Annotated in this window: 18 protein-coding genes; 11 read left to right on the forward strand and 7 right to left on the reverse strand. The window is 68.6% G+C overall.

What is annotated here, in order from left to right; all coding sequences use genetic code 11:
* Nucleotides 1-44: 44 nt before the first annotated feature.
* Nucleotides 45-563, reverse strand: a complete 519-nt coding sequence (purE, locus tag GWK18_RS06990; RefSeq protein WP_166834151.1) for a 5-(carboxyamino)imidazole ribonucleotide mutase — start codon at nucleotides 561-563, stop codon at nucleotides 45-47.
* Nucleotides 564-706: 143 nt separating this feature from the next.
* Nucleotides 707-1933 (reverse strand): 5-(carboxyamino)imidazole ribonucleotide synthase, encoded by a 1227-nt coding sequence (locus tag GWK18_RS06995; RefSeq protein WP_348535878.1) that lies wholly within the window; start codon nucleotides 1931-1933, stop codon nucleotides 707-709.
* 204 nt (nucleotides 1934-2137) lie between these two features.
* Here GWK18_RS06995 and GWK18_RS07000 point away from each other — a divergent pair, with 204 nt between their 5' ends.
* Nucleotides 2138-2734: a GtrA family protein gene (locus tag GWK18_RS07000; RefSeq protein WP_166834153.1), complete on the forward strand. Its 597-nt coding sequence runs from the start codon at nucleotides 2138-2140 to the stop codon at nucleotides 2732-2734.
* On the opposite strand, the gene GWK18_RS07005 is transcribed toward GWK18_RS07000, so the two are convergent.
* On the reverse strand, nucleotides 2721-3611 hold the full coding sequence (locus tag GWK18_RS07005; protein WP_166834155.1) for a TIGR03089 family protein: 891 nt from the start codon (nucleotides 3609-3611) through the stop codon (nucleotides 2721-2723). The two genes, GWK18_RS07000 and GWK18_RS07005, sit on opposite strands and share 14 nt — an antisense overlap.
* A 355-nt stretch (nucleotides 3612-3966) precedes the next feature.
* Here GWK18_RS07005 and GWK18_RS13135 point away from each other — a divergent pair, with 355 nt between their 5' ends.
* The 4 genes from GWK18_RS13135 to GWK18_RS07025 all read left to right on the forward strand — a co-directional run bounded on the left by GWK18_RS13135 (nucleotide 3967) and on the right by GWK18_RS07025 (nucleotide 6516).
* A complete protein-coding gene (locus tag GWK18_RS13135; protein WP_123825036.1) occupies nucleotides 3967-4431 on the forward strand; it encodes a WhiB family transcriptional regulator in 465 nt (154 codons plus the stop codon).
* A 17-nt stretch (nucleotides 4432-4448) separates the two neighbouring features.
* The gene (locus GWK18_RS13310) at nucleotides 4449-5114 is read left to right on the forward strand and encodes a DUF3499 family protein (RefSeq protein ID WP_166834157.1); all 666 of its coding nucleotides are present in this window, start codon (nucleotides 4449-4451) and stop codon (nucleotides 5112-5114) included.
* Nucleotides 5115-5235: 121 nt separating this feature from the next.
* Nucleotides 5236-5499, forward strand: a complete 264-nt coding sequence (locus GWK18_RS07020; RefSeq protein ID WP_123825038.1) for a hypothetical protein — start codon at nucleotides 5236-5238, stop codon at nucleotides 5497-5499.
* A 60-nt stretch (nucleotides 5500-5559) separates the two neighbouring features.
* Complete coding sequence (locus tag GWK18_RS07025) at nucleotides 5560-6516, forward strand: TIGR01906 family membrane protein (protein WP_245192983.1); 957 nt, start codon at nucleotides 5560-5562, stop codon at nucleotides 6514-6516.
* A 58-nt stretch (nucleotides 6517-6574) separates the two neighbouring features.
* On the opposite strand, the gene GWK18_RS07030 is transcribed toward GWK18_RS07025, so the two are convergent.
* Nucleotides 6575-8236, reverse strand: coding sequence for a phospholipid carrier-dependent glycosyltransferase (locus tag GWK18_RS07030; protein WP_348535873.1), 1662 nt, complete (start codon nucleotides 8234-8236; stop codon nucleotides 6575-6577).
* A gap of 61 nt (nucleotides 8237-8297) precedes the next feature.
* Here GWK18_RS07030 and rsmI point away from each other — a divergent pair, with 61 nt between their 5' ends.
* The 5 genes from rsmI to GWK18_RS07055 all read left to right on the forward strand — a co-directional run bounded on the left by rsmI (nucleotide 8298) and on the right by GWK18_RS07055 (nucleotide 13862).
* Nucleotides 8298-9173 (forward strand): 16S rRNA (cytidine(1402)-2'-O)-methyltransferase, encoded by an 876-nt coding sequence (gene rsmI, locus GWK18_RS07035; RefSeq protein WP_348535874.1) that lies wholly within the window; start codon nucleotides 8298-8300, stop codon nucleotides 9171-9173.
* A gap of 82 nt (nucleotides 9174-9255) precedes the next feature.
* Nucleotides 9256-10284, forward strand: a complete 1029-nt coding sequence (locus GWK18_RS07040; protein ID WP_166834163.1) for a TatD family hydrolase — start codon at nucleotides 9256-9258, stop codon at nucleotides 10282-10284.
* A 27-nt stretch (nucleotides 10285-10311) separates the two neighbouring features.
* On the forward strand, nucleotides 10312-11295 hold the full coding sequence (rsmA, locus tag GWK18_RS07045; RefSeq protein WP_166834165.1) for a 16S rRNA (adenine(1518)-N(6)/adenine(1519)-N(6))-dimethyltransferase RsmA: 984 nt from the start codon (nucleotides 10312-10314) through the stop codon (nucleotides 11293-11295).
* A gap of 164 nt (nucleotides 11296-11459) precedes the next feature.
* On the forward strand, nucleotides 11460-12452 hold the full coding sequence (locus GWK18_RS07050; RefSeq protein ID WP_166834168.1) for a 4-diphosphocytidyl-2C-methyl-D-erythritol kinase: 993 nt from the start codon (nucleotides 11460-11462) through the stop codon (nucleotides 12450-12452).
* A 273-nt stretch (nucleotides 12453-12725) separates the two neighbouring features.
* Entirely contained in the window at nucleotides 12726-13862 is a 1137-nt protein-coding gene (locus GWK18_RS07055) for an acyltransferase (RefSeq protein ID WP_166834170.1), read from the forward strand.
* Here GWK18_RS07055 and GWK18_RS07060 read toward each other — a convergent pair.
* The gene (locus tag GWK18_RS07060) at nucleotides 13841-15112 is read right to left on the reverse strand and encodes an aminoglycoside phosphotransferase family protein (RefSeq protein WP_166834172.1); all 1272 of its coding nucleotides are present in this window, start codon (nucleotides 15110-15112) and stop codon (nucleotides 13841-13843) included. The genes GWK18_RS07055 and GWK18_RS07060 overlap by 22 nt on opposite strands.
* Nucleotides 15113-15212: 100 nt before the next feature.
* Here GWK18_RS07060 and pdxH point away from each other — a divergent pair, with 100 nt between their 5' ends.
* A complete protein-coding gene (gene pdxH, locus GWK18_RS07065; protein ID WP_245193010.1) occupies nucleotides 15213-15911 on the forward strand; it encodes a pyridoxamine 5'-phosphate oxidase in 699 nt (232 codons plus the stop codon).
* Between the two features lie 3 nt (nucleotides 15912-15914).
* Here pdxH and GWK18_RS07070 read toward each other — a convergent pair whose 3' ends face one another.
* Both GWK18_RS07070 and GWK18_RS07075 read right to left on the reverse strand, forming a co-directional pair.
* Entirely contained in the window at nucleotides 15915-16922 is a 1008-nt protein-coding gene (locus tag GWK18_RS07070) for an MFS transporter (protein ID WP_348535875.1), read from the reverse strand.
* Nucleotides 16923-17029: 107 nt separating this feature from the next.
* Complete coding sequence (locus tag GWK18_RS07075; protein WP_348535876.1) at nucleotides 17030-18055, reverse strand: zinc-dependent alcohol dehydrogenase family protein; 1026 nt, start codon at nucleotides 18053-18055, stop codon at nucleotides 17030-17032.
* Nucleotides 18056-18279 lie beyond the last annotated feature (224 nt).

Raw genomic sequence — 18279 nt, forward strand, 5'->3', positions numbered from 1 at the left:
TCGCGCCTGTTGCTCGGGGAAGGTTTCTGGATCACGAGGACGGGTCAGTCCTCGAGGCGCTCGCGCAGGGCGGCACCTTTCGCGTGTGCGACCTCGTTGAGTTCGCCGGCGAACCGCTCGAGCGCGGCGCGCAGGTCCGCTGCGTCGTCGTCGGTGCCAGCGGCAAGGATACGGGCGGCCAGCAGGCCGGCATTGCGCGCGCCGCCGATGGCCACCGTGGCCACGGGGATGCCCGCCGGCATCTGGGCGATCGACAGCAGGGAATCCAGGCCGTCGAGAGTCTTGAGGGGGACCGGAACGCCGATCACGGGCAGCACGGTGGTGGAGGCCAGCATCCCGGGCAGGTGTGCTGCGCCGCCGGCACCCGCAATGATGACCCGCAGGCCGCGCTCGGCGGCCTTGGTCCCGTAGTCGATCATTTCGTGGGGCATGCGGTGAGCGGAGACGACGTCGACCTCGCACGGCACGTCAAGTTCTCCCAGGATTTCGACGGCGGCCTCCATCACGGGCCAGTCCGAGTCCGATCCCATGACAACGCCCACGACGGGCTGGCTGTCGTCCATCGCAATCTCCTCCAAGCCCGGACGCATGCGCCGGTTCACCGTGGGCGTTGTCGTGGCGAGTTCTCTGACCGGGGCAGAACACCCCGGCATCCGCGGATCACGCTACCCCCACCGGCTGGACGTCAGCCGACAGGACTCGCGTCTCAGGCGCCGTCGCGCAGCAGGGCCGCCGCCTCACGAGCCCGGTCGCGCAGCGCCGACATTCTCTGGTCCGCGCTGTCCTGGCCGGACTGTCCCGTGTTTGTCTCCGGTGCCGGAGCGCCTGCCGGAGCGGTGACGTTGACGTGGCCGACCTTGCGCCCGGGCCTGACGCCCTTGCCGTAGAGGTGGACCTTGGCCTCCGGGACGCTGCTCATCACACGGGTGAAGCCGCTGAACAGATCCGTGTTCTCACCACCCAGGACGTTCTTCATGACCGTGGCCGTGCCGAGCAACCCCGTGTCACCCAGGGGCAGGTCCAGGACCGCCCGCAGGTGTTGTTCGAACTGCCCTGTGACGGCGCCGTCCATGCTCCAGTGGCCGGAGTTGTGGGGGCGCATGGCCAGTTCGTTGACCAGGAATCCGCGGCCCGGGACGTCGAAGAGTTCAACCGCCACCACACCGGTGACGCCGAGTTCGGTGGCCAAGGTGCGGGCGGCTGACTCCGCGGCCTGTTCCACCTCGGGATCCAGGCCGGGGGCGGGGGCGAGGACTTCGTCACACACGCCGTCGACCTGGATCGACTCGACCACCGGCCAGCTGCGGACCTCACCCGTCGGTGTCCGGGCGACCAGGGCGGAGAGTTCACGGGTGAACGGCACGGCCTCCTCCGCCAGCAGGTGTTCGAACCCGGATTCGGCGAACCAGGCCGCCGCCGTCCCGTTCCGGGCCTCGGACTCCGAGGGGACCACCAGCACACCCTTGCCGTCGTAGCCGCCGCGCGGCGTCTTGAGGACCACCGGCCACCGGCCCTCGGCGAAGGCAACGAGATCTTCGACACTCTTCACGGCTGCCCACCGCGGATTCGGCAACCCGAGCTTTTCGACGGCGCGTCGCATGACGATCTTGTCCTGCGCGTGGACCAGCGCGGTCGGCCGGGGCTCGACGGCCACGCCGGCCGTCAGCAGGGCCTCCAGGTGTTCGTTCGGCACGTGTTCGTGGTCGAAGGTGATCACGTCCACTCCGTCGGCGAAGGACAGCAGGGTGGCCAGATCCTTGTAATCGCCCACCTCGTGTGAGGCGGCGGCGGGAACGGCGCAGCTGTCCGGCGCCTCCGCCAGGACGCGCAACTCGATGCCGAGTTCGGTGGCGGCGGGGCCCATCATCCGGGCCAGCTGGCCCCCGCCGATCACCCCGACGACGGGGCCGGTGACCGGGGCCGGGGACGGGATCCGCCCGTTGACGGACAGCTGGTCCGACGGGGCGGGGGTGACGTTGGGGGACTGGCGCGCGTGGCTCACCGCACCAGGGTAATGCTCAGGTGAGCGCTTATGATGGGCGCACGCGCTGGCCAAGAAACCTGGCCCGCGCACGGCTGGAGCGATCCGACCAGTCACAGGCGCCTCTCGCGCAATCACCCCCGGAGCCCGTACCCCATGATCAATCGTTTCAAAGCTGCCTGGCACCTTTTCGTCGCCGAACTGATGAAGTTCGGCACCGTGGGGGGACTGGCCTTCGTGGTCAACGCCGGTGTGGTCTGGATCCTCATGCACACCGTGTTTCAGGAGGAAGGGCACGTCAAGGCCAAGGCGATCGCGACGGTCGTGGCCACGTTGTTCTCATGGGTGGCCAACCGGTACTGGACGTTCCGGGACAAGCGGCAGTCGGACACCAAGCGTGAACTCATCCAGTTCCTGATCGCCAACGCGATCGGCATGCTCATCGAACTGGCCTGCGTGGGCGTGAGCTATTACGTCCTGCACCTGACCAGCCCCACGGCATCGTTCGTCTCCGGAACCATCGTGGGTACGGCACTGGGCACGATCTTCCGCTACTTCGCCTACCGGTTCTGGGTCTACGCGGTCGAGCTCGACGACGAGCCCGGTTTCGCGCCCTCCGCGGCCTCCGAACTGGCGGCCATCACGGGCCGTCTCCCCGTCGTCAAGCCCAAGGCGGGCGAAACCATGGGCGCCCGCAAGGCCCAGGAACCGGAGCCCGACACCTCGCGCGCCGAGGACCCTAGCGCCAGCTGAGTCCCACCCGTTCGGAGGTCATGATCCGGGCGATGTCCTGGTCCTCCCGGTCCGTGAGAACCGCCGTGGTCCCGGTTGACCAGATCGCCAACAACTGGGCGATGCTGCGATGGGTCCAATGCGCGACCTCCAGCCGTACGGCCGTCACGGGGGTCTCGGAGAGCACCCGCACGTGCTCTGAGCGTTCCTCGAAGAGTTCGTGACCCGTCCACGCCCGTCCCTCGACACGTAGGGCCGTGTGGTCGGCGCCGGCAGACGGTCCCCCGCTCCAATGGTCGCCGTGCGCACGGATCTCCGCGCAGTAGTCCAAGGCGCCGTCTGGCAGTCGCTCTTGCGTCAAGGAGAGCGCCAGAGCCGGGTAGGCGAGCACTAGGACTTCCTCCGGAGTGCCCCACTGCCGGAGAACCTCGGTTTTGGCCGCGGCCGATTCCGGGGCGCCGGAGGGGGCGTCTCCGTCCAGGAGGACCACCACCTGTGCCGCGGAGACCGACTCGGACATTGACGCGGAGTTCGCCCCGGACGCCCCGGCACCGGGGTTCAGTCCCGCACCGTCTCCCTCCGCGGGGGAGGTCCCTGGGGTCGGATCCACGAGCTCGACGACCGCACCCACGCGCCAGGCCGCGGCCAGGACCACCGCGGTGCGCCAATGGGCGGTGCTGTCGACCACGACCGTGTCGCCTGCCATGAGCCCCAGGTCGTCCACGAAGAAGTTCGCCGTCTTGGACACCCAGTTCTCGAACACCCGACCCGAGAGCTCGACCCGTCCGCCGTCGGTGCCGTAGAAGACCAGAGCGGGGGTGGGCTGGTGGGCCATGCCGTCCAGGAGCTGTGTGACGTCATGCGGAGTGGATCCGCTTCCACTGGTGATCGATGGCATGAGGTGACTTCCTGGGCGCGGTGGATGAAGGTCGTGAAACGCCACATGACCTGCGGCGATTTCTGAACGTTGGATCCCCGTGTTGACGCGGCGACACGCCGAGAACACGGCCCGAAGCTCGGGTTCGGGCTTGACGTTACGGGGCTTACAAGCGTGTAATTAACGCTGTGGCGGGGCGCCGTACAGGCCTGCGCCGGCCCTCGGAGCCCCCCGAAGCGCTGACGACGAGAGTCTAGGTCAGTGTGTCCCCGAGTGGTACCGGGCGAGTTCTTGTGTGACCGCCCGAGCATTGACCGCACCGACGGTGCGGCATGAGACACGCGGCATGACTGGCCGATCGACCGGAAGGAACGCTATGGGAGAGCCCGCCTACCAGAACGCCGAGGTGGCACAGACCGCGCGGCGACGGCGGGGCAGCCGTTCCGTTCCCCAGGACTGGTTCCTGGACCCCGTGGATCCCGATGCCGCTGAGCGGCTGACCGGGGCCCGAACCTCCACCTCCGTCGCGGAGTCCTACGAGGAGGCTCCTGGTGCCGCCGGCGTTCCCGGCTCCATCTGGCAGGCCGTGGCCGGTGTCTACGGCGTCGACGGCGACGAAGGCGAGCTGGCCTGGCAGACGGACGCCCTGTGCGCCCAGACCGATCCCGAAGCGTTCTTCCCCGAGAAGGGCGGATCCACGCGTGACGCCAAGCGTGTCTGCGAGGCCTGCCCGGTTCGTTCGGAGTGCCTGGACTACGCCATGGCGCACGACGAGAAGTTCGGCATCTGGGGCGGTCTGTCCGAACGCGAGCGTCGGCGTCTGCGCCGCGCAGGGCGCTGACCAGGGAGCGTCCGACGGTGGCTGCATCGTCCTCTGAAGCGCCACTCGCGCGGTTGTGCTCCCGTCAAGGCTGCAAACGGGAAGCTGTCTCGACCCTCACCTACGTCTACTCCGACTCCACCGCCGTGGTGGGCCCACTGTCGGTGCACAACGAGCCCCACGCGTATGACCTCTGCGGTCAGCACGCGCAACGACTAACGGCTCCTCGGGGGTGGGAGATCCTCCGCGTGGAGATTCCGGAGACACCCGATCCGGAACCGGCAGCGGCCCATGCCACAGCCGTTCCCCTCCCCATAACGCGCGCGGTGTCCACACCGGAGCCCGACCACGGATCGGCACCCGATGCTGCCGATGCAGCCCCATCTGTTGAATCTGTTCAATCCACTGAATCCGCCGACGACTTCGGGACCGGCCCGTTGGCCGAGGTCCGCCCGCTCAAGGTCAGCACTGCCCCGGAGTGCCCCGTCCAGACGGGTGCACCCGCACCCGCGCAGGCCGCTGAGAGCCCGTCCCCATCGGCGGACACGGCCCACGAATTCTCGGGCGAGGACCTCGAGGACGAGGAGCACTCGTTGGTCAACGAGATCTTCGCTTCCGAGCACGCCGAGTCAGACCCCGTGACCGCGGACCAGCCGAAAGCCATGCGCATCCCGCACCTCCGGCGTCGCTCCAAGCGGGGATGAACCGAAAGGGCAGTGTGGGGTGGGGTCGGTCCCGCGTCTGGAGCGGCCGACGCCCTACCATGGCAACGCCCCCACACCACCGTCGGCTCCACGGGCCGTGCGCGTTCGGAAAGACCCGCCCATGAGTGTCACCCCCAGCCAGTTCGGCCAGTCAGACCCCCCGGAGGACAGCGCTCCCGCTGCCCGTCTGCACCGTGGCGACGGCGTCTCCTCGCTGTCCCCCGCCCTGCGGGAGGTGCTGCGCTGTCCCATGACGCGTGCCAACTTGATCCAGGTGGACGAGCACCACCTGATGAGTGAGCGGCCATTCCGTGAGGGTGTCCACCCGGTGTTTCCCGTCGTGGACGGCATTCCCAATTTCCTGCCCATCGCCCGACGGTCCTGACCGTGCCTGAGACCCCCAGGACGAGAGCACGCAGCGAAGCCACGGAGGAGGATGTGACCGTTGACGACCACAGGTGATTCCGGCCCCCACCGAGCCGCACGAACTGAACCGGACCAGGGCAACGAGTGGTCCCGTCTCGGTCCCGCCGTTGCCCGCACGCACGACGACGTGCGCTCGTCGGAGAGCCCTGCCGGACGATCGTCGTCGGCTCCCGCAGGGGCCGAGTCCAGCTCCACGAAGCTTGCTCCCGTTGCCGGTTCCACCAGCAGCCCGTGGGCTGACGGCAACGGTTCGACCGAGTCGTCAACGATGACCTCGAAAGGGCGCAGCTCGGGTCCCTGGCAGGTGCTCTCGCGTCTGATCGTAGGGCTGGCTGTGCCGCTGGGCCTCCTGGCACTCTCGGTCCGCCTGGTCGCCTCGCCCCTCTTCCTGTGGATCGAGTACCACCGTCCCGGATTCCCCTCGGACGAGTACGGCTTCGATGCCGGCGAGCGGATGAGTCTAGGGTCCCAGGGCGTCGACTACATCCTGAACTGGGCACCGCCGTCGTTCCTGGGGGACGTGCGCACCGCCAATGGGGTTCCCTGGTTCACCAGCGACGAGGTCTCGCACATGACCGACGTCAAGGGGGTCCTGCAGGTCGGGTTGGGCCTGGCCCTGGTCACGGTCCTGTTGGCCGCGCTGTTCTGGTTGCTCCGGCACCGCAAGGACGCCACCGGGCTCATCCGGGCCGCTGTGTGGGGCGCGTGGGGAACCCTGCTGCTGTTGGCGGTCCTGGTGGTCCTGGCCGTCCTGGGGTGGAGCACGTTCTTCGCAGAGTTCCACTCCCTGTTCTTCGCCGACGGCACCTGGACGTTCAGTGCCTCCGACACCCTGATTCGCCTGTACCCCACGCAGTTCTGGATCGACGCCGCAGCCTCCGTCGCGGCGTTGACGGTGCTGGGGTGCCTGGTGGTGATCGTCAGCGGGTACCGCAGCCTGCGGCGTCGTCGGAAAGCGGTGACGCCGCAGCGGTGACCGCTCGCTGGTGAGCCCCCGAGCAGATCCGGGCCAGATCCCGGGTCAGGTGTGCCGGTCAGATCCAGTTGGGGAACCACATGCGCTGATGCCATGCCTCGTACGGGATGACCTGAGCGGTCCAGATCGGCCAGAAGTAGGCGGCGACTGCCAGCACGAGTACCAGCCACGTGCCCACGACCGACCAGGACAGGATGCGGTACAGCCTGGGGGAGCCACGGTCCGGGAGGATCACGCTCAGACCCCCGGCAAGGACCAGCACCATGAACGGCAGGTACGGCAACGCGTAGAAGTAGAACTGGGTGCGCTCGGGGTATGCGAACCAGGGCAACCACCCGACGGCGATCAGGGCCAGCGGGGAGAGGACCCGCCAGTCGAACCGCCACTTGCGTGACACGAGGACCAAGATGAGCACGGCGGCCGCCACCGGCATGAAGGACCACCAGATCACCGGGTTGCCGAGATTCAGGATCGCCTGTGAACAGGCAGCGGCCTCGCAACCGCGCTGTCCCCGCTCCAGGGACTCGTAGAAGTAGGACGTCGGGCGGCCCAGGATCGGCCATTGCGCGGGGCCCGCCATGTAGGTGTGGCCCGAGTCCAACCCGATGTGGAACTCGTATGCGGCCTTGTGATACTCCCACAGGGACCGTAGAGATTCCGGAAGCCACTGGGCACCCTCGCCGGGGTGTTCGACGGCCCAGTTCCGGTCGTAGCCGCCCGAGGTCCGCAGCCAACCGAGCCAGGTGGACAGGTAGGTCAGGAGGGCGACGGGAATCATGGACACGAACGCAAACAGACCGTCCAGGACCACGCCACCCGGCAGCCACAGGCGGATGCCGGCGGCGCGCCGCGCACCGAGGTCCCACAGCACCGTGATCACGCCCAGGGCCGCCACGTAGTAGAGCGCGTTCCACTTGACGCCGACGGCCAGACCGCAGGAGATCCCCGCGGCGATGCGCCACCACCGCACACCGAGCCACGCCCCGAATCCGTGGCTACGCCCGTCAATCGTGTCCGATGCCCCCGATGGACTGCTTCGCTGGAATTTCCGGATCAGGCGCCGACGTCCGTCGATCCGGTCCAGCAGCAGGAAAACAAAGGCCAAGAGGACGAAGAAGGCCAGGAAGATGTCCAGCAGGGCCAGCCGGGAGTGGGTCAGGTGCAGCCCGTCCACGGCCAGCAACGTCCCGGCCACTGCGGCCACCACGGGCGAACGGAACATGAGCAACGCCGCGACGACGACCAGCGCGATCATGGCCGTGCCGAACACCGCGGGGAAGAACCGCCACCCGAAAGCATCTCCCGGCCCGAACAGGAGCATCCCCCAGCCGATGAGCCACTTGCCCACGGGAGGGTGCACCACGAACGAGGCCTTCCCATCGGGCGTGGGGACGACGCCGAGCGCGAATGAGTCATCGGCGTCGTCCGGCCACTCCTGTTCGTAACCGGAAGTGGCCAGGGCCCAGCCGTCCTTGACGTAGTACGTCTCGTCGAAGGCGATTTCCTGCGGACGGGCCAGTTGGTAGAACCGCATGAACCCACCCAGCAACACGGGAAGGAGCGGAAGCAGCCACATCCACGCCGCCACGGGGGGCCAGGAGGGAAGCAGCCGTTCCCGAAGGTCCGCCTCGGTGTCACCGGAGCCACGGACAGGGGTCCATGCACGCGCGACGGACGATCCTGGGGCAGGGGACTGGGTGTATCGGGGGGAAGTGGTCACGGCGGTCATGGTAGGTGAATCGCCACGGGGAGCGCTGGGGGACCGGCCTAGAGTGGGGTTCGTGACGACTTCTGCGGCATCTCCCGTGAATCCCCTCCCCGCCGGTGCATTGGTTCTGGCGGGCACACCCATCGGCAACCTCAACGACGCCTCGCCCCGGTTGCGTGACACCCTGGCCGGTGCCGACGTCGTCGCCGCCGAGGACACACGACGAGCTCGCAAACTGGCAGCGGGTCTCGACGTCGTGATCCGGGGGCGGCTGGTGGCCCACCACGAACACAACGAGGTCGCTTCCGCTGCCGAGCTCCTGGAGGCCGTGCGCTCCGGCGCCACGGTGCTGGTGGTCTCCGATGCAGGCATGCCCACGGTGTCCGATCCCGGATACCGGGTGGCCGCCGCTGCCGCCGCAGAAGGGCTGACCGTCACCGTGCTGCCAGGGCCCTCGGCCGTCCTGAGCGCCTTGGCCGTCTCGGGCCTGCCGAGCGACAGGTTCGTGTTCGAAGGATTCCTGCCCCGCAAGGCCGGACAGCGTGCCGAACGGCTGAGGGAGCTCGACGGCGAGCGGCGCACCATGGTCTTCTACGAGGCCCCACACCGCCTCGGGGCCATGATCGAGGCCCTGGCCCTTGGTTTCGGTGCCGACCGGCGTGCCGTCATCGCCCGTGAGCTGACCAAACTGCACGAAGAAGTGCTCCGCGGGAGCCTGGGTGAACTCCACGAGCGGGTGGAAACCGAGGGCATCCGGGGCGAGATCGTCGTCGTGGTCGAGGGAGCCCCTGCGCCCCCACCCGAGCGGGCCGAGGACCTGGTGGGCGAGGTGGAGGCGAAGGTTGCCGAGGGGACGCGTCTCAAGGAGGCCGCCGGTGCGGTGGCTGCGGCCCACGGGGTCTCCAAACGGGAACTCTACGAGTCCGTGCTCGCCGCCCGCGATGCCTGACCTCCGGTGGTGACCCGCCTGTCCGAGCGTCCGCTGCCGGGACCGCCTGGCCCGCGTGCCCCGGGTCGCTAGGCTTGGGCGGGTGAGTCACCCACGCACCAACGCAACCCTCTGGCCCGACCCCGCTGATCGTCCCGCGACCCTGCCCGGTGCGACACCGGAGGCCTACCGTCCCGAGCACTACGGTTCGACCGGGTCGACGGACGGGGACCGCCCCGAGCAGCAGCCCAGTGGGCCGGGAACCAACCGGAGGGACGAGAAGTCCGAGTCCGGCCACACCCGGGACCTCACGTTCCCCGTCGCGCCGGAGCCCCTTCCGGTGCCGATCGTGGACAACCACACGCACATCGACATGCAGGACGGCCGGGTACACATCGGCCTGCGCGACATCCTGGACACCGCGGAGGACCTGGGCGTTCGCGGCGTCATCCAGGTCGGCTGTGACCTGGACGCCGCACGCTGGTCCGTGCAGGCGGCGGAGGCGGACCCGCGGGTTCTGGCGGCCGTGGCCTTGCACCCCAACGAGATCCCCGCGTTGGCGGAGGCCGGTGCGTTGGACGACGCCATGGCCGAGATCACCCGATTGGCCGGCCACGAACGGGTGCGGGCCGTGGGAGAGACCGGGCTGGACTACTTCCGGACCCGCAAGACCCGACGGCACCATCAACACGACGCCTTCCGGGAACACATCCGCCTGGCCAAGTCACTGGGCAAGGCGATGCAGATCCATGACCGCGACGCCCACGAGGACGTCGTGCGGATCCTCCTGGAGGAGGGCGCCCCCGAACGCACGGTGTTCCACTGTTTCTCCGGCGACGCCGAACTCGCCCGGATCTGCAACCAACACGGTTGGTACATGTCGTTCTCCGGAACCGTGACCTTCAAGAACTCCCACGACCTGCAGGAGGCCCTGTCCGTGGCCCGGCCTGGACTGGTCATGGTCGAAACGGACGCGCCGTTCCTGACGCCGCACCCCTACCGGGGCCGCCCCAACGCCCCGTACCTGGTGGTGCAGACCGCGCGTTGGATCGCCGAGCACCTACAGACCCCGCTCGAGGAGTTTTGCGCACGGGTGGACACGACCGTTCGCGAGGTCTACGGACAACACTGATCCAGGTCCGCCCCTAGAATTGATCGCGTGAACCACCCCGAAAGCCCCGCCCCGCAGCCATTGCTCGGCCCGACCGAGATCCGGGATCTGGCGGAGCAGCTGGGGATCCGCCCCACCAAGACCTTGGGGCAGAACTTCGTGATCGACCCCAACACCATCCGGCGCATCGTGGCGGCCGCGCAATTGCACCGCGGGCAGGACGACGACGGCGCCGCGGCCGCTCCCGGGGACACCGTCCTGGAAGTCGGCCCGGGCCTGGGGTCGCTGACCCTGGGACTGCTGGACGCCGCCGAGCACGTAGTCGCGGTCGAGATCGACCCGCCGCTGGCCGAGCAGCTCCCGAGCACGGTGGCCAGGTTCCGGCCCCGGCGAACCGGGGCGATCGACGTCGTGCGCGCGGACGCCATGACGGTCACCGAACTCCCCAGGACCCCCGACGCCCTGGTGGCCAACCTGCCGTACAACGTTGCCGTTCCGGTCCTGCTGCACCTGCTGGGGAGGTTTCCGTCGATCAGGCACGGTCTGGTCATGGTCCAGGACGAGGTCGCCGACCGCCTGGCCGCAAGCCCCGGTTCGAAGGTGTACGGAGTCCCCTCCGTCAAGGCGTCCTGGTTCGCGGAGGTCACCAAGGCCGGCGTGATCGGGACCCAGGTCTTCTGGCCGGCGCCACGGATCAGTTCGGGATTGGTGCGCTTCGTGCGTCGTGCGCAGCCGGTGGCCGAAATCGGGGCCGGAGACGCCATGAGCCTGACCGGAAGCCGCGCGGAGGTGGCCGACAGGGAGGCCGTGTTCACGGTTGTGGACGCGGCATTCGCCCAACGGCGCAAGACCCTGCGCGCCGCTCTGGCCGGCTGGGCGGGATCCGGAGCGGAGGCCGAGACCGTGCTGGACGCCGCGGGTGTGCCGCCCACGGAACGCGGGGAGAAACTGGATGTCGGGCAGTTCGCGGCGATCGCGGCTGCGGGGGTGCGGCGAGGGATCCTTTCCGCGGAAGGGCAGTACCGGGCATGAGCAGGCAGCGGTGGGGGAGACAACACCGAAACCACGCGTCGAACGAGAACGGCGGCGGCCTGCGTCCGGCGCAGCCGCGGACGCAGGCAGAGGCACAACCACGGGCAGAGACGCAGACGCGAGTGCGGACATCGGACTCCGGCAATGGCACGCAGACCGGGTCCATGACGGCAGCGCAGCGGGCCGTCACGGGCGAGCCGCCGTCGTCGCGGATGGAGGCACCGGGCAAGGTCAACCTCTTCCTGGCCGTGGGGCCGACCAGGGCCGACGGCTATCACTCGCTGGCGACCCTCTACGTTGCCGTGGACGTGCGGGAAGCGGTCACGGTGAGCTTTGCCCCCGATCTTCCGGAGGGCCACATCGAGTGCACGCTGGAGGTGGTCCCCGGCTCCCTGGTGGACCAGCAGGTGGAGCGCGGAAGCTTCGACCCGGCGTCCGTGCCGATGGATGAGTCGAACCTTGCCGTCCGGGCAGCCAGGACCGTGATCGAGCGTGCAGGCGGGCTCCCGGGCGGGGTTCGCCTCCACATCGAAAAGGCCGTGCCGGTGGCCGGTGGCATGGGCGGTGGCTCGGCCGATGCCGCAGCAGCGATCAAAGCCGCGGTGGAACTCGTCTTCGCCGTCACCGGCCGCGAGACGTTGGTCTCCGACAGCCTGGAGATTGCGCGCGGCCTGGGGGCCGATGTGCCGTTCGCCATGACCGGTGGGGCCGCCATCGGCACCGGGACGGGCGCGGAGCTGTCTCCCGTTCCGGTCAGCTCGCCGTGGCCTGCGGTCCTGATCGCGGACGACGGCGCACTGTCCACGCCGTCCGTGTTCTCCCGGCTGGATGCGTTGCGTGAACAGGGGCAGGCGGTCACCCCCCGGGACGAGGATCTCCAGGTGCCGGACGAATTGCTGGGGGCGCTCGCGGGCGATCCGGGCAGCGACAGCACGGCGTTGTCCCTGCTGCGCAACGACCTGCAGACACCGGCGCTGGACCTTGCCCCGCACTTGGTTCCTCGGCTCGAGGAACTACGGATGGCGGGGTCCATCCCGATCGTCTCCGGTTCCGGCCCCACGCTGATCGCGTTGACCCGCGATCACGAGTCCGCCCGTATTCTGGCGGCCCACCTCCGCGAGGTCGGCGCGCATGCGGTACCCGTCGTTCTCGGCTGAACCGGGCCAGCCGACTCGTGCGCTGGCGTGACGTCCCACGTCAGAACCGCTTTACGTGGGGAAGGTCATAGCCTCCAACGGTCGTCAGGGAGCGCCCGTGCCGATAGTTTTGAGAGCAGTCAAGCGACGCCGACCGCGTGCCGAGAGCCCGGTCCGTCGTCGTCGGTCCTGAACCGACGTTGCTTCGCCCATGGGGATGGGCGAGCGTTGGGGCCCGCGCAGCACGGTTTGCGGGCCCGGCACACATGAGCACGCCAAGGGGGAAGGCCGACCGTGGCCCAGAATCACAGCGCCCATGAAACAACCGTGTCCGCCGGTCGGATGTCGAGCTCGTCCTCCGGTGCCGGTCGTGAACAGTGGATGGACACCGTCAAGGGGGCGGCCATTGTGCTGGTGGTCTTCGGCCACAGCATTGGGGTGCTGACCCAGTGGGGCTGGGACGTTTTCGGCGGGTGGTCTCAGATCAACGTCCTGATGGGGCAGTGGCGCATGCCCGTGTTCATGCTTGTGGCGGGCTTTTTCGTAACGCGCTCCATGACCAAGTACGGGAAACGGTTCTGGCGTCTGCGGCCCCTCAACATGGTGTGGCTCTACGTCTTCTGGACCGCCGTGTACTTCGTGGCCTATCCCGTGATCGGGGCGATTTCACGGGGCCGGACCGCGGGGGAGATGTTCGCTCTGATCGTTGAGAAGACTCTCCTGTTCGACAGCTACCTCTGGTTCCTCCTGGCGTTGGCGATCTACTACGCCGTCCAGGGGCTCTTGGGGACCAAACCGGTCCCCTGGGCCGTGGCACTGGCCTTCCTGGTGTTCCTGTACTTCGTCCCGGGCATGGTGGACGAAGTCTCCTGGGGCACCAATCAGCTCGGAACCAACTGGCTGTTCTTCCTGGTCGGCGCCTGGTGGAGCCAGAGCATCCGGTCCTGGGTGGCGCAGATCAAGCCCTGGCAGGGCGTCATGTGGTGCGTGGTCTGCCTGGCGGCCATCCTGCTGTGGATGCCGACCCGCGACGTGCCCGTCCTGCAGCACTTCGGAGGCATTCTCCCGCCACTGACCGCCGTGCCCGCGGGCCTGTGGGTCCTTTCTCGACTGGACGGCAAGCCCGGGATGGGATGGGCCCGGTACGTAGGTACCCGGAGCCTGTCCGTCTACGTCTTGCACCCCATCGTGCTGCAGCTCTTGATCGCTGCACTGAGCGTTGTGGTGCTCAACCCGACGACGAGCGCGCTCGCCACACCCGTGACCTGGATCGGTGTGCCCGTGCTCATGGTGATCGCCCTCCTGATCTGTCTGGTGATCCAGCGACTGACCGACCGCGTCCCCTACGTCTGGGGCCTCCCTGCGCCCAGGACCGCACCCAAGCGGATCACGGGCGAGGTGGTGACCGCTCAGACCAACGCCAACCGGTAGGCCGACTCCGCCACGGTCAGGCCGGCCCGGGCGGCCGAGGCGCCGCGACGTCGTCCTGCCACCCCGATCAGGGAGAGCAGTACCCCGGCGGTGCGCACCCGGAGCCCGACGGGGTCCACGACTTCGTCGAAGGCGTCCAAGTAGGCCTTGACCACGGACGGGACCGAGGACGGATCGCTCGGATCGATCGCGAGCAACCAGGTGTGCGCCACGAAGCAGGCCAGATCGTCCGCAAGCAGTCCGGGTCCCACTGCATCCAGGTCCAGCAGCCCGGTGATTGGGCCGAGCGCCGGATCGACCGGGTTGGGCCCCAGGATGAGGTTGCCCGGATGGAAGTCACCGTGGACGGGAACCGGGCCGTCGTCGTCCACGTCCTGGCCGCTGCGCACGAACACCTCGACGGCCTCGGCAAGGGTCTGGACCCGGACGCCTTCCTCTGGGAGGGCGGCCTGTGCGGACCGGGCGTAGTCGACGGCACGATCGCTCCACGCCGCCCGCCGGGGAAAGTCCGCGACCGCAGAGGGGAACCGGTCCAACAGTGCCAAAAGGTGTTCCGGGGCCACGACGCCGGTCCCCTCTTCGCGGATCGGGCCCACGGCGGTTGGTCCCGGCAGATGAGAGAGCACCACAGCACCGTCGCCGGAACGTGCCAGGGGGCGCGGAACAGGGACGTGGTGATTCGCCAGCACCGTGTGGCGCACCACCAGATCCGCCTCCCGCGGAGCCCGTACCACCTTGACGTAGGCGGTTGTCAGGGAATCTGCGTCGGTGAGCCGGAGGACGGCCCGCCGCGTGGGGCGGTAGGTCACGGGAACGGATCGCAGGTCGGATCGGGACACCAGGCGCGTCGTCGGATCTGCGGCCTGGCGCAACCCCGGGAGCCACGGGTCGTCCGGCCACAACCAGGAGGCGAAACGGCAACCGTTCCAGTCCAGGGTGACCACGGCAGCGTCGTCGGGAAGGGCGGCTGTGCTCAGACAGACCAGGACCTCGTTCTCGTCCAGCCCGAGGTGCCGGGGGAGGCCCACGGCGGGCGAGGACAGTTCGACGGCGAAGACCCCGGTCACACCGGCCCCGGGTCGGTGGTTGAGTTGCACCAGCCGCCAGCTCCCCGCACCGAGTCCGTGGCCAGTGCGTTGGTACGGGGCCAGATCGAGCGAGTCCAGAACCTTGGACAGTGCCTGGTCCGCTTGCGTGTCCGTCAACAATTCGATCGCACGAGTTTCCTCTGACGGAGATTGCGGGGACATGCGCACATCCTTGCAGGCTTGCGCAAGGATGTGCGTCGCACGGTCGTAAAGTCGACGAAGAAACAGGCCTGGACTCCGGGCCCAGGTGTTGGTGGCTGTCATGGACGGGGAGGTTGCCGTGCGCGGTGACGAGTACGAGCGCGTTGTCTATGCCGGGTCCGGGCTGGAGGAGCTGGGACGCGGGGCCACCGGGCCAACGATCCTGGAACTCCTGGAATCCTGGTGGGCCCAGGCCGTTGCGGACCCCCGGGTGGGGGAACCCTCGGCGGCCTCCTTGGCGACCTACGACGACGCCACCGACCTGCCCGACAACCGCATCCTGTTGATCAAGGACTTCGACGCCCACGGGCTGCGGTTCTTCACCAACCGTGATTCCGCCAAGGGGCGCCAACTCGCGGCCACACCCAATGCGGCCCTGGTCATGCTGTGGCACCCGATGTTCCGGCAGGTGCGCTTCCGCGGGCACGTGGAACAGACCGACCCGGCGGAGGACCTGGAGTACTGGTCCTCCCGACCACACGCCTCCCAGGTGGCCTCCTGGTCCTCCCGACAGTCAGCCCCGGTGGACCGGCGCGAGGACGTCACCGCGGGATTCGAATCAGCCGAGGCCCGGTTCCTGGACGTGGACGTGCCCCTGCCGGAGACCTGGGGCGGATACCGGCTGCGGCCCGTGGAGGTCGAGTTCTGGGTGGGTATGCCCGCCCGCCTGCACGACCGTGTCCTGTGGCGCAGCACCGACGGCACCCCGCATCCGTTGGACTCGCCTGAGCGCTGGACGCTGCAACGTCTCCAACCCTGAGTCTCAGCGGTCGGCGACGGGCGTGGTTCGAACCGCCACCGACAGTGCAGCTGCGAGTACGCACAGAGCGGCGCCGCGGAAGGTGTAGTAGGCCACCAGGAGCAACCGGGGATCGAACTTGTCCGTGAGCCATCCGGAGAAGATGGTCCCGATCACGTCGAAGACCTCCAAGGCCGCCAGCAGCCCGGCCGCCGTGGTGGAGGCCATCCCGTGGTCATGGGCGGAGGGGATGAAGTGGATGCCGATCAGCCCGTTCGTCGTTGCCCCGCAGATTGCAAAAGCCAGGGCCAGGGCCCAGAAAGCACGGTGCCGGACACCGTAGGTCAGGCCCTCCAGGGCCCGGGCCACGGCACCACCGTGCTGCCGGCGCGGCGCGGCGTAGACGTCCGGGTCCACCCCGAACGGTTGGACGCCGCGGTCCTCCGGGTAGTCACGGACAACGGCCCACACCAGGGGGACGACGACGATCGCCGTCGCCGCGATCAGCAGTGATGCGGCGCGCCAGCCGAGATGCTCCGCCAACGCCGCCACGGGCGGGAGGATCACCAACTGGCCCGTCGCGGAACCGGCCGTGAGAACGCCCATGACCAGTCCGCGGCGGCGCACGAACCAGCGTCCGGCCACGGTGGCCGCCAGCACGAGCGCCATGGAGCCGGTACCGGAACCGATCAACAGACCCCAGAAGGCGATGAGCTGCCAGGCATCGGTCATGAACACACTCCCGGCCGCACCAAGGGCGATCAGGCCCAGGGCGGTGGAGATCACCTGGCGCATGCCGAAGCGGTCCATCAGAGCGGCCGCGAACGGCGCCACCAGCCCGTAGAGCAGCAGGTTCACGCTCACGGCCAGGGACATGCTGCCCATGCTCCAGTCGAACTCGGTCTGCAACGGAACCATGAGCGCCCCGGGTGCCGCGCGGAAGCCTGCTGCGCCGAACAGGGCCAGGAAAGCGACCGCGGCCACCCACCACGCCGGGTGGACGGAGCGCAGCTTCTCAGAGCGTGATGTCACGGCCCAGATCCTCGCACACGTCAACGGTCCCGCCCTCTCCGTGCGTCACGATGAGGGCGGGACCTTTCGGGTCGGACAACCGCGGGCGGCCGTCGGCTGCGTTTGCCTCAGTCCGTGGTCAGGAAGACCTTGGTGGCGCGGCGTTCGTGCATGGCCTTGTAACCTTCGGCCGCTTCCTCGAGGGGGAGGGTGAGGTCGAAGACCTTGCCCGGGTCGATCTTGCGGTCCCAGATCAACTGGATGAGTTCGGGCAGGAACCGGCGGACGGGGGCGGGGCCGCCGAGCGTGTGGATTCCCGCGAAGAACAGCTGGATGCCGGGGATGGTCACGTCGTAGTTCACGCCCACGTAGCCCAGGTGGCCACCGCCGCGGGTGGCGCCCACGGCCTGCATGAAGGACTCCTGGGTTCCCACGGCCTCGATGACCGAGTGGGCACCCAGTCCGTCGGTGAGCTCATTGATCTTGGCCACGCCGTCGTCCCCGCGCTCCTCCACGATGTCCGTGGCGCCGTAGTAGCGGGCCAGTTCCTGGCGCTGCGGGTGGCGGGACATCGCGATGATCCGTTCCGCACCCAGCTGCTTGGCGGCCAGGATGGCCATGAGGCCTACCGCGCCGTCACCGACGACGGCGACCGTCTTCCCGGGTCCGACCTCCGCGCCGACGGCTGCGAACCACCCCGTGCCGAGCACGTCGGAGGCCGCCAGGAGCGACGGCACGATCTCGGCGTCGGGCTCGCCCGGGGTCTTGACCAGGGTGCCGTCGGCCAACGGAATGCGAGCCTTCTCGGCCTGGGTTCCGATGCCGCCGTGCACGAACTCGGCGTGGACGCACTTGGACTGGAATCCCGACTGGCAGATCTCACACGTGTTGTCCGAGATGACGAAGGAACCGACCACGTAATCGCCCGGTGCGATGGTGGTGACCTCGGAACCGACCTCCTCGACCACGCCCACGTACTCGTGCCCCATCTTGAGGTGGTCTGCCGGCTCGATGCCCCGGTACGGCCACAGGTCCGAACCGCAGATGCACGTCGCCTTGATCGAGATGACCGCGTCCGTGGGGTCGACGATCGTGGGGTCCTCGCGGTCCACGACCGTGACGACCCCGGGCTTTTCCATGATGACTCCGCGCACGGTGTCCTCCTTCGCGTTCGACTGTGCCACCAGTATCGGCGCCCACGTTCTATGAAACGATCCGGAACTGGCTTCAGGGGAGGTTCTGTCACAACCCCCCACACGAACCCGTAACGTCCTGTTTACGGCGTGAGGGTTGTCGGATGCAGTGACGGGAGCCCGGGCGGGTTATCTTCTTCACCTGCGGGTTCCACAAGATTTTGCTGTGAGTTGCTGGTGAACCC

The sequence above is a fragment of the Kocuria sp. JC486 genome (genome assembly GCF_011602805.1).
GTDB classification, from domain to species: Bacteria; Actinomycetota; Actinomycetes; order Actinomycetales; family Micrococcaceae; genus Kocuria; species Kocuria soli.

Bases quoted from the DNA above. Each gene is read 5' to 3' on its own strand.
- purE (WP_166834151.1), bottom strand. From the start codon at position 563: ATGGACGACAGCCAGCCCGTCGTGGGCGTTGTCATGGGATCGGACTCG.
- GWK18_RS07000 (WP_166834153.1), top strand. From the start codon at position 2,138: ATGATCAATCGTTTCAAAGCTGCCTGGCACCTTTTCGTCGCCGAACTG.
- GWK18_RS07005 (WP_166834155.1), bottom strand. From the start codon at position 3,611: ATGCCATCGATCACCAGTGGAAGCGGATCCACTCCGCATGACGTCACA.
- GWK18_RS13135 (WP_123825036.1), top strand. From the start codon at position 3,967: ATGGGAGAGCCCGCCTACCAGAACGCCGAGGTGGCACAGACCGCGCGG.
- GWK18_RS07020 (WP_123825038.1), top strand. From the start codon at position 5,236: ATGAGTGTCACCCCCAGCCAGTTCGGCCAGTCAGACCCCCCGGAGGAC.
- GWK18_RS07050 (WP_166834168.1), top strand. From the start codon at position 11,460: ATGACGGCAGCGCAGCGGGCCGTCACGGGCGAGCCGCCGTCGTCGCGG.
- GWK18_RS07060 (WP_166834172.1), bottom strand. From the start codon at position 15,112: ATGTCCCCGCAATCTCCGTCAGAGGAAACTCGTGCGATCGAATTGTTG.
- pdxH (WP_245193010.1), top strand. From the start codon at position 15,213: ATGGACGGGGAGGTTGCCGTGCGCGGTGACGAGTACGAGCGCGTTGTC.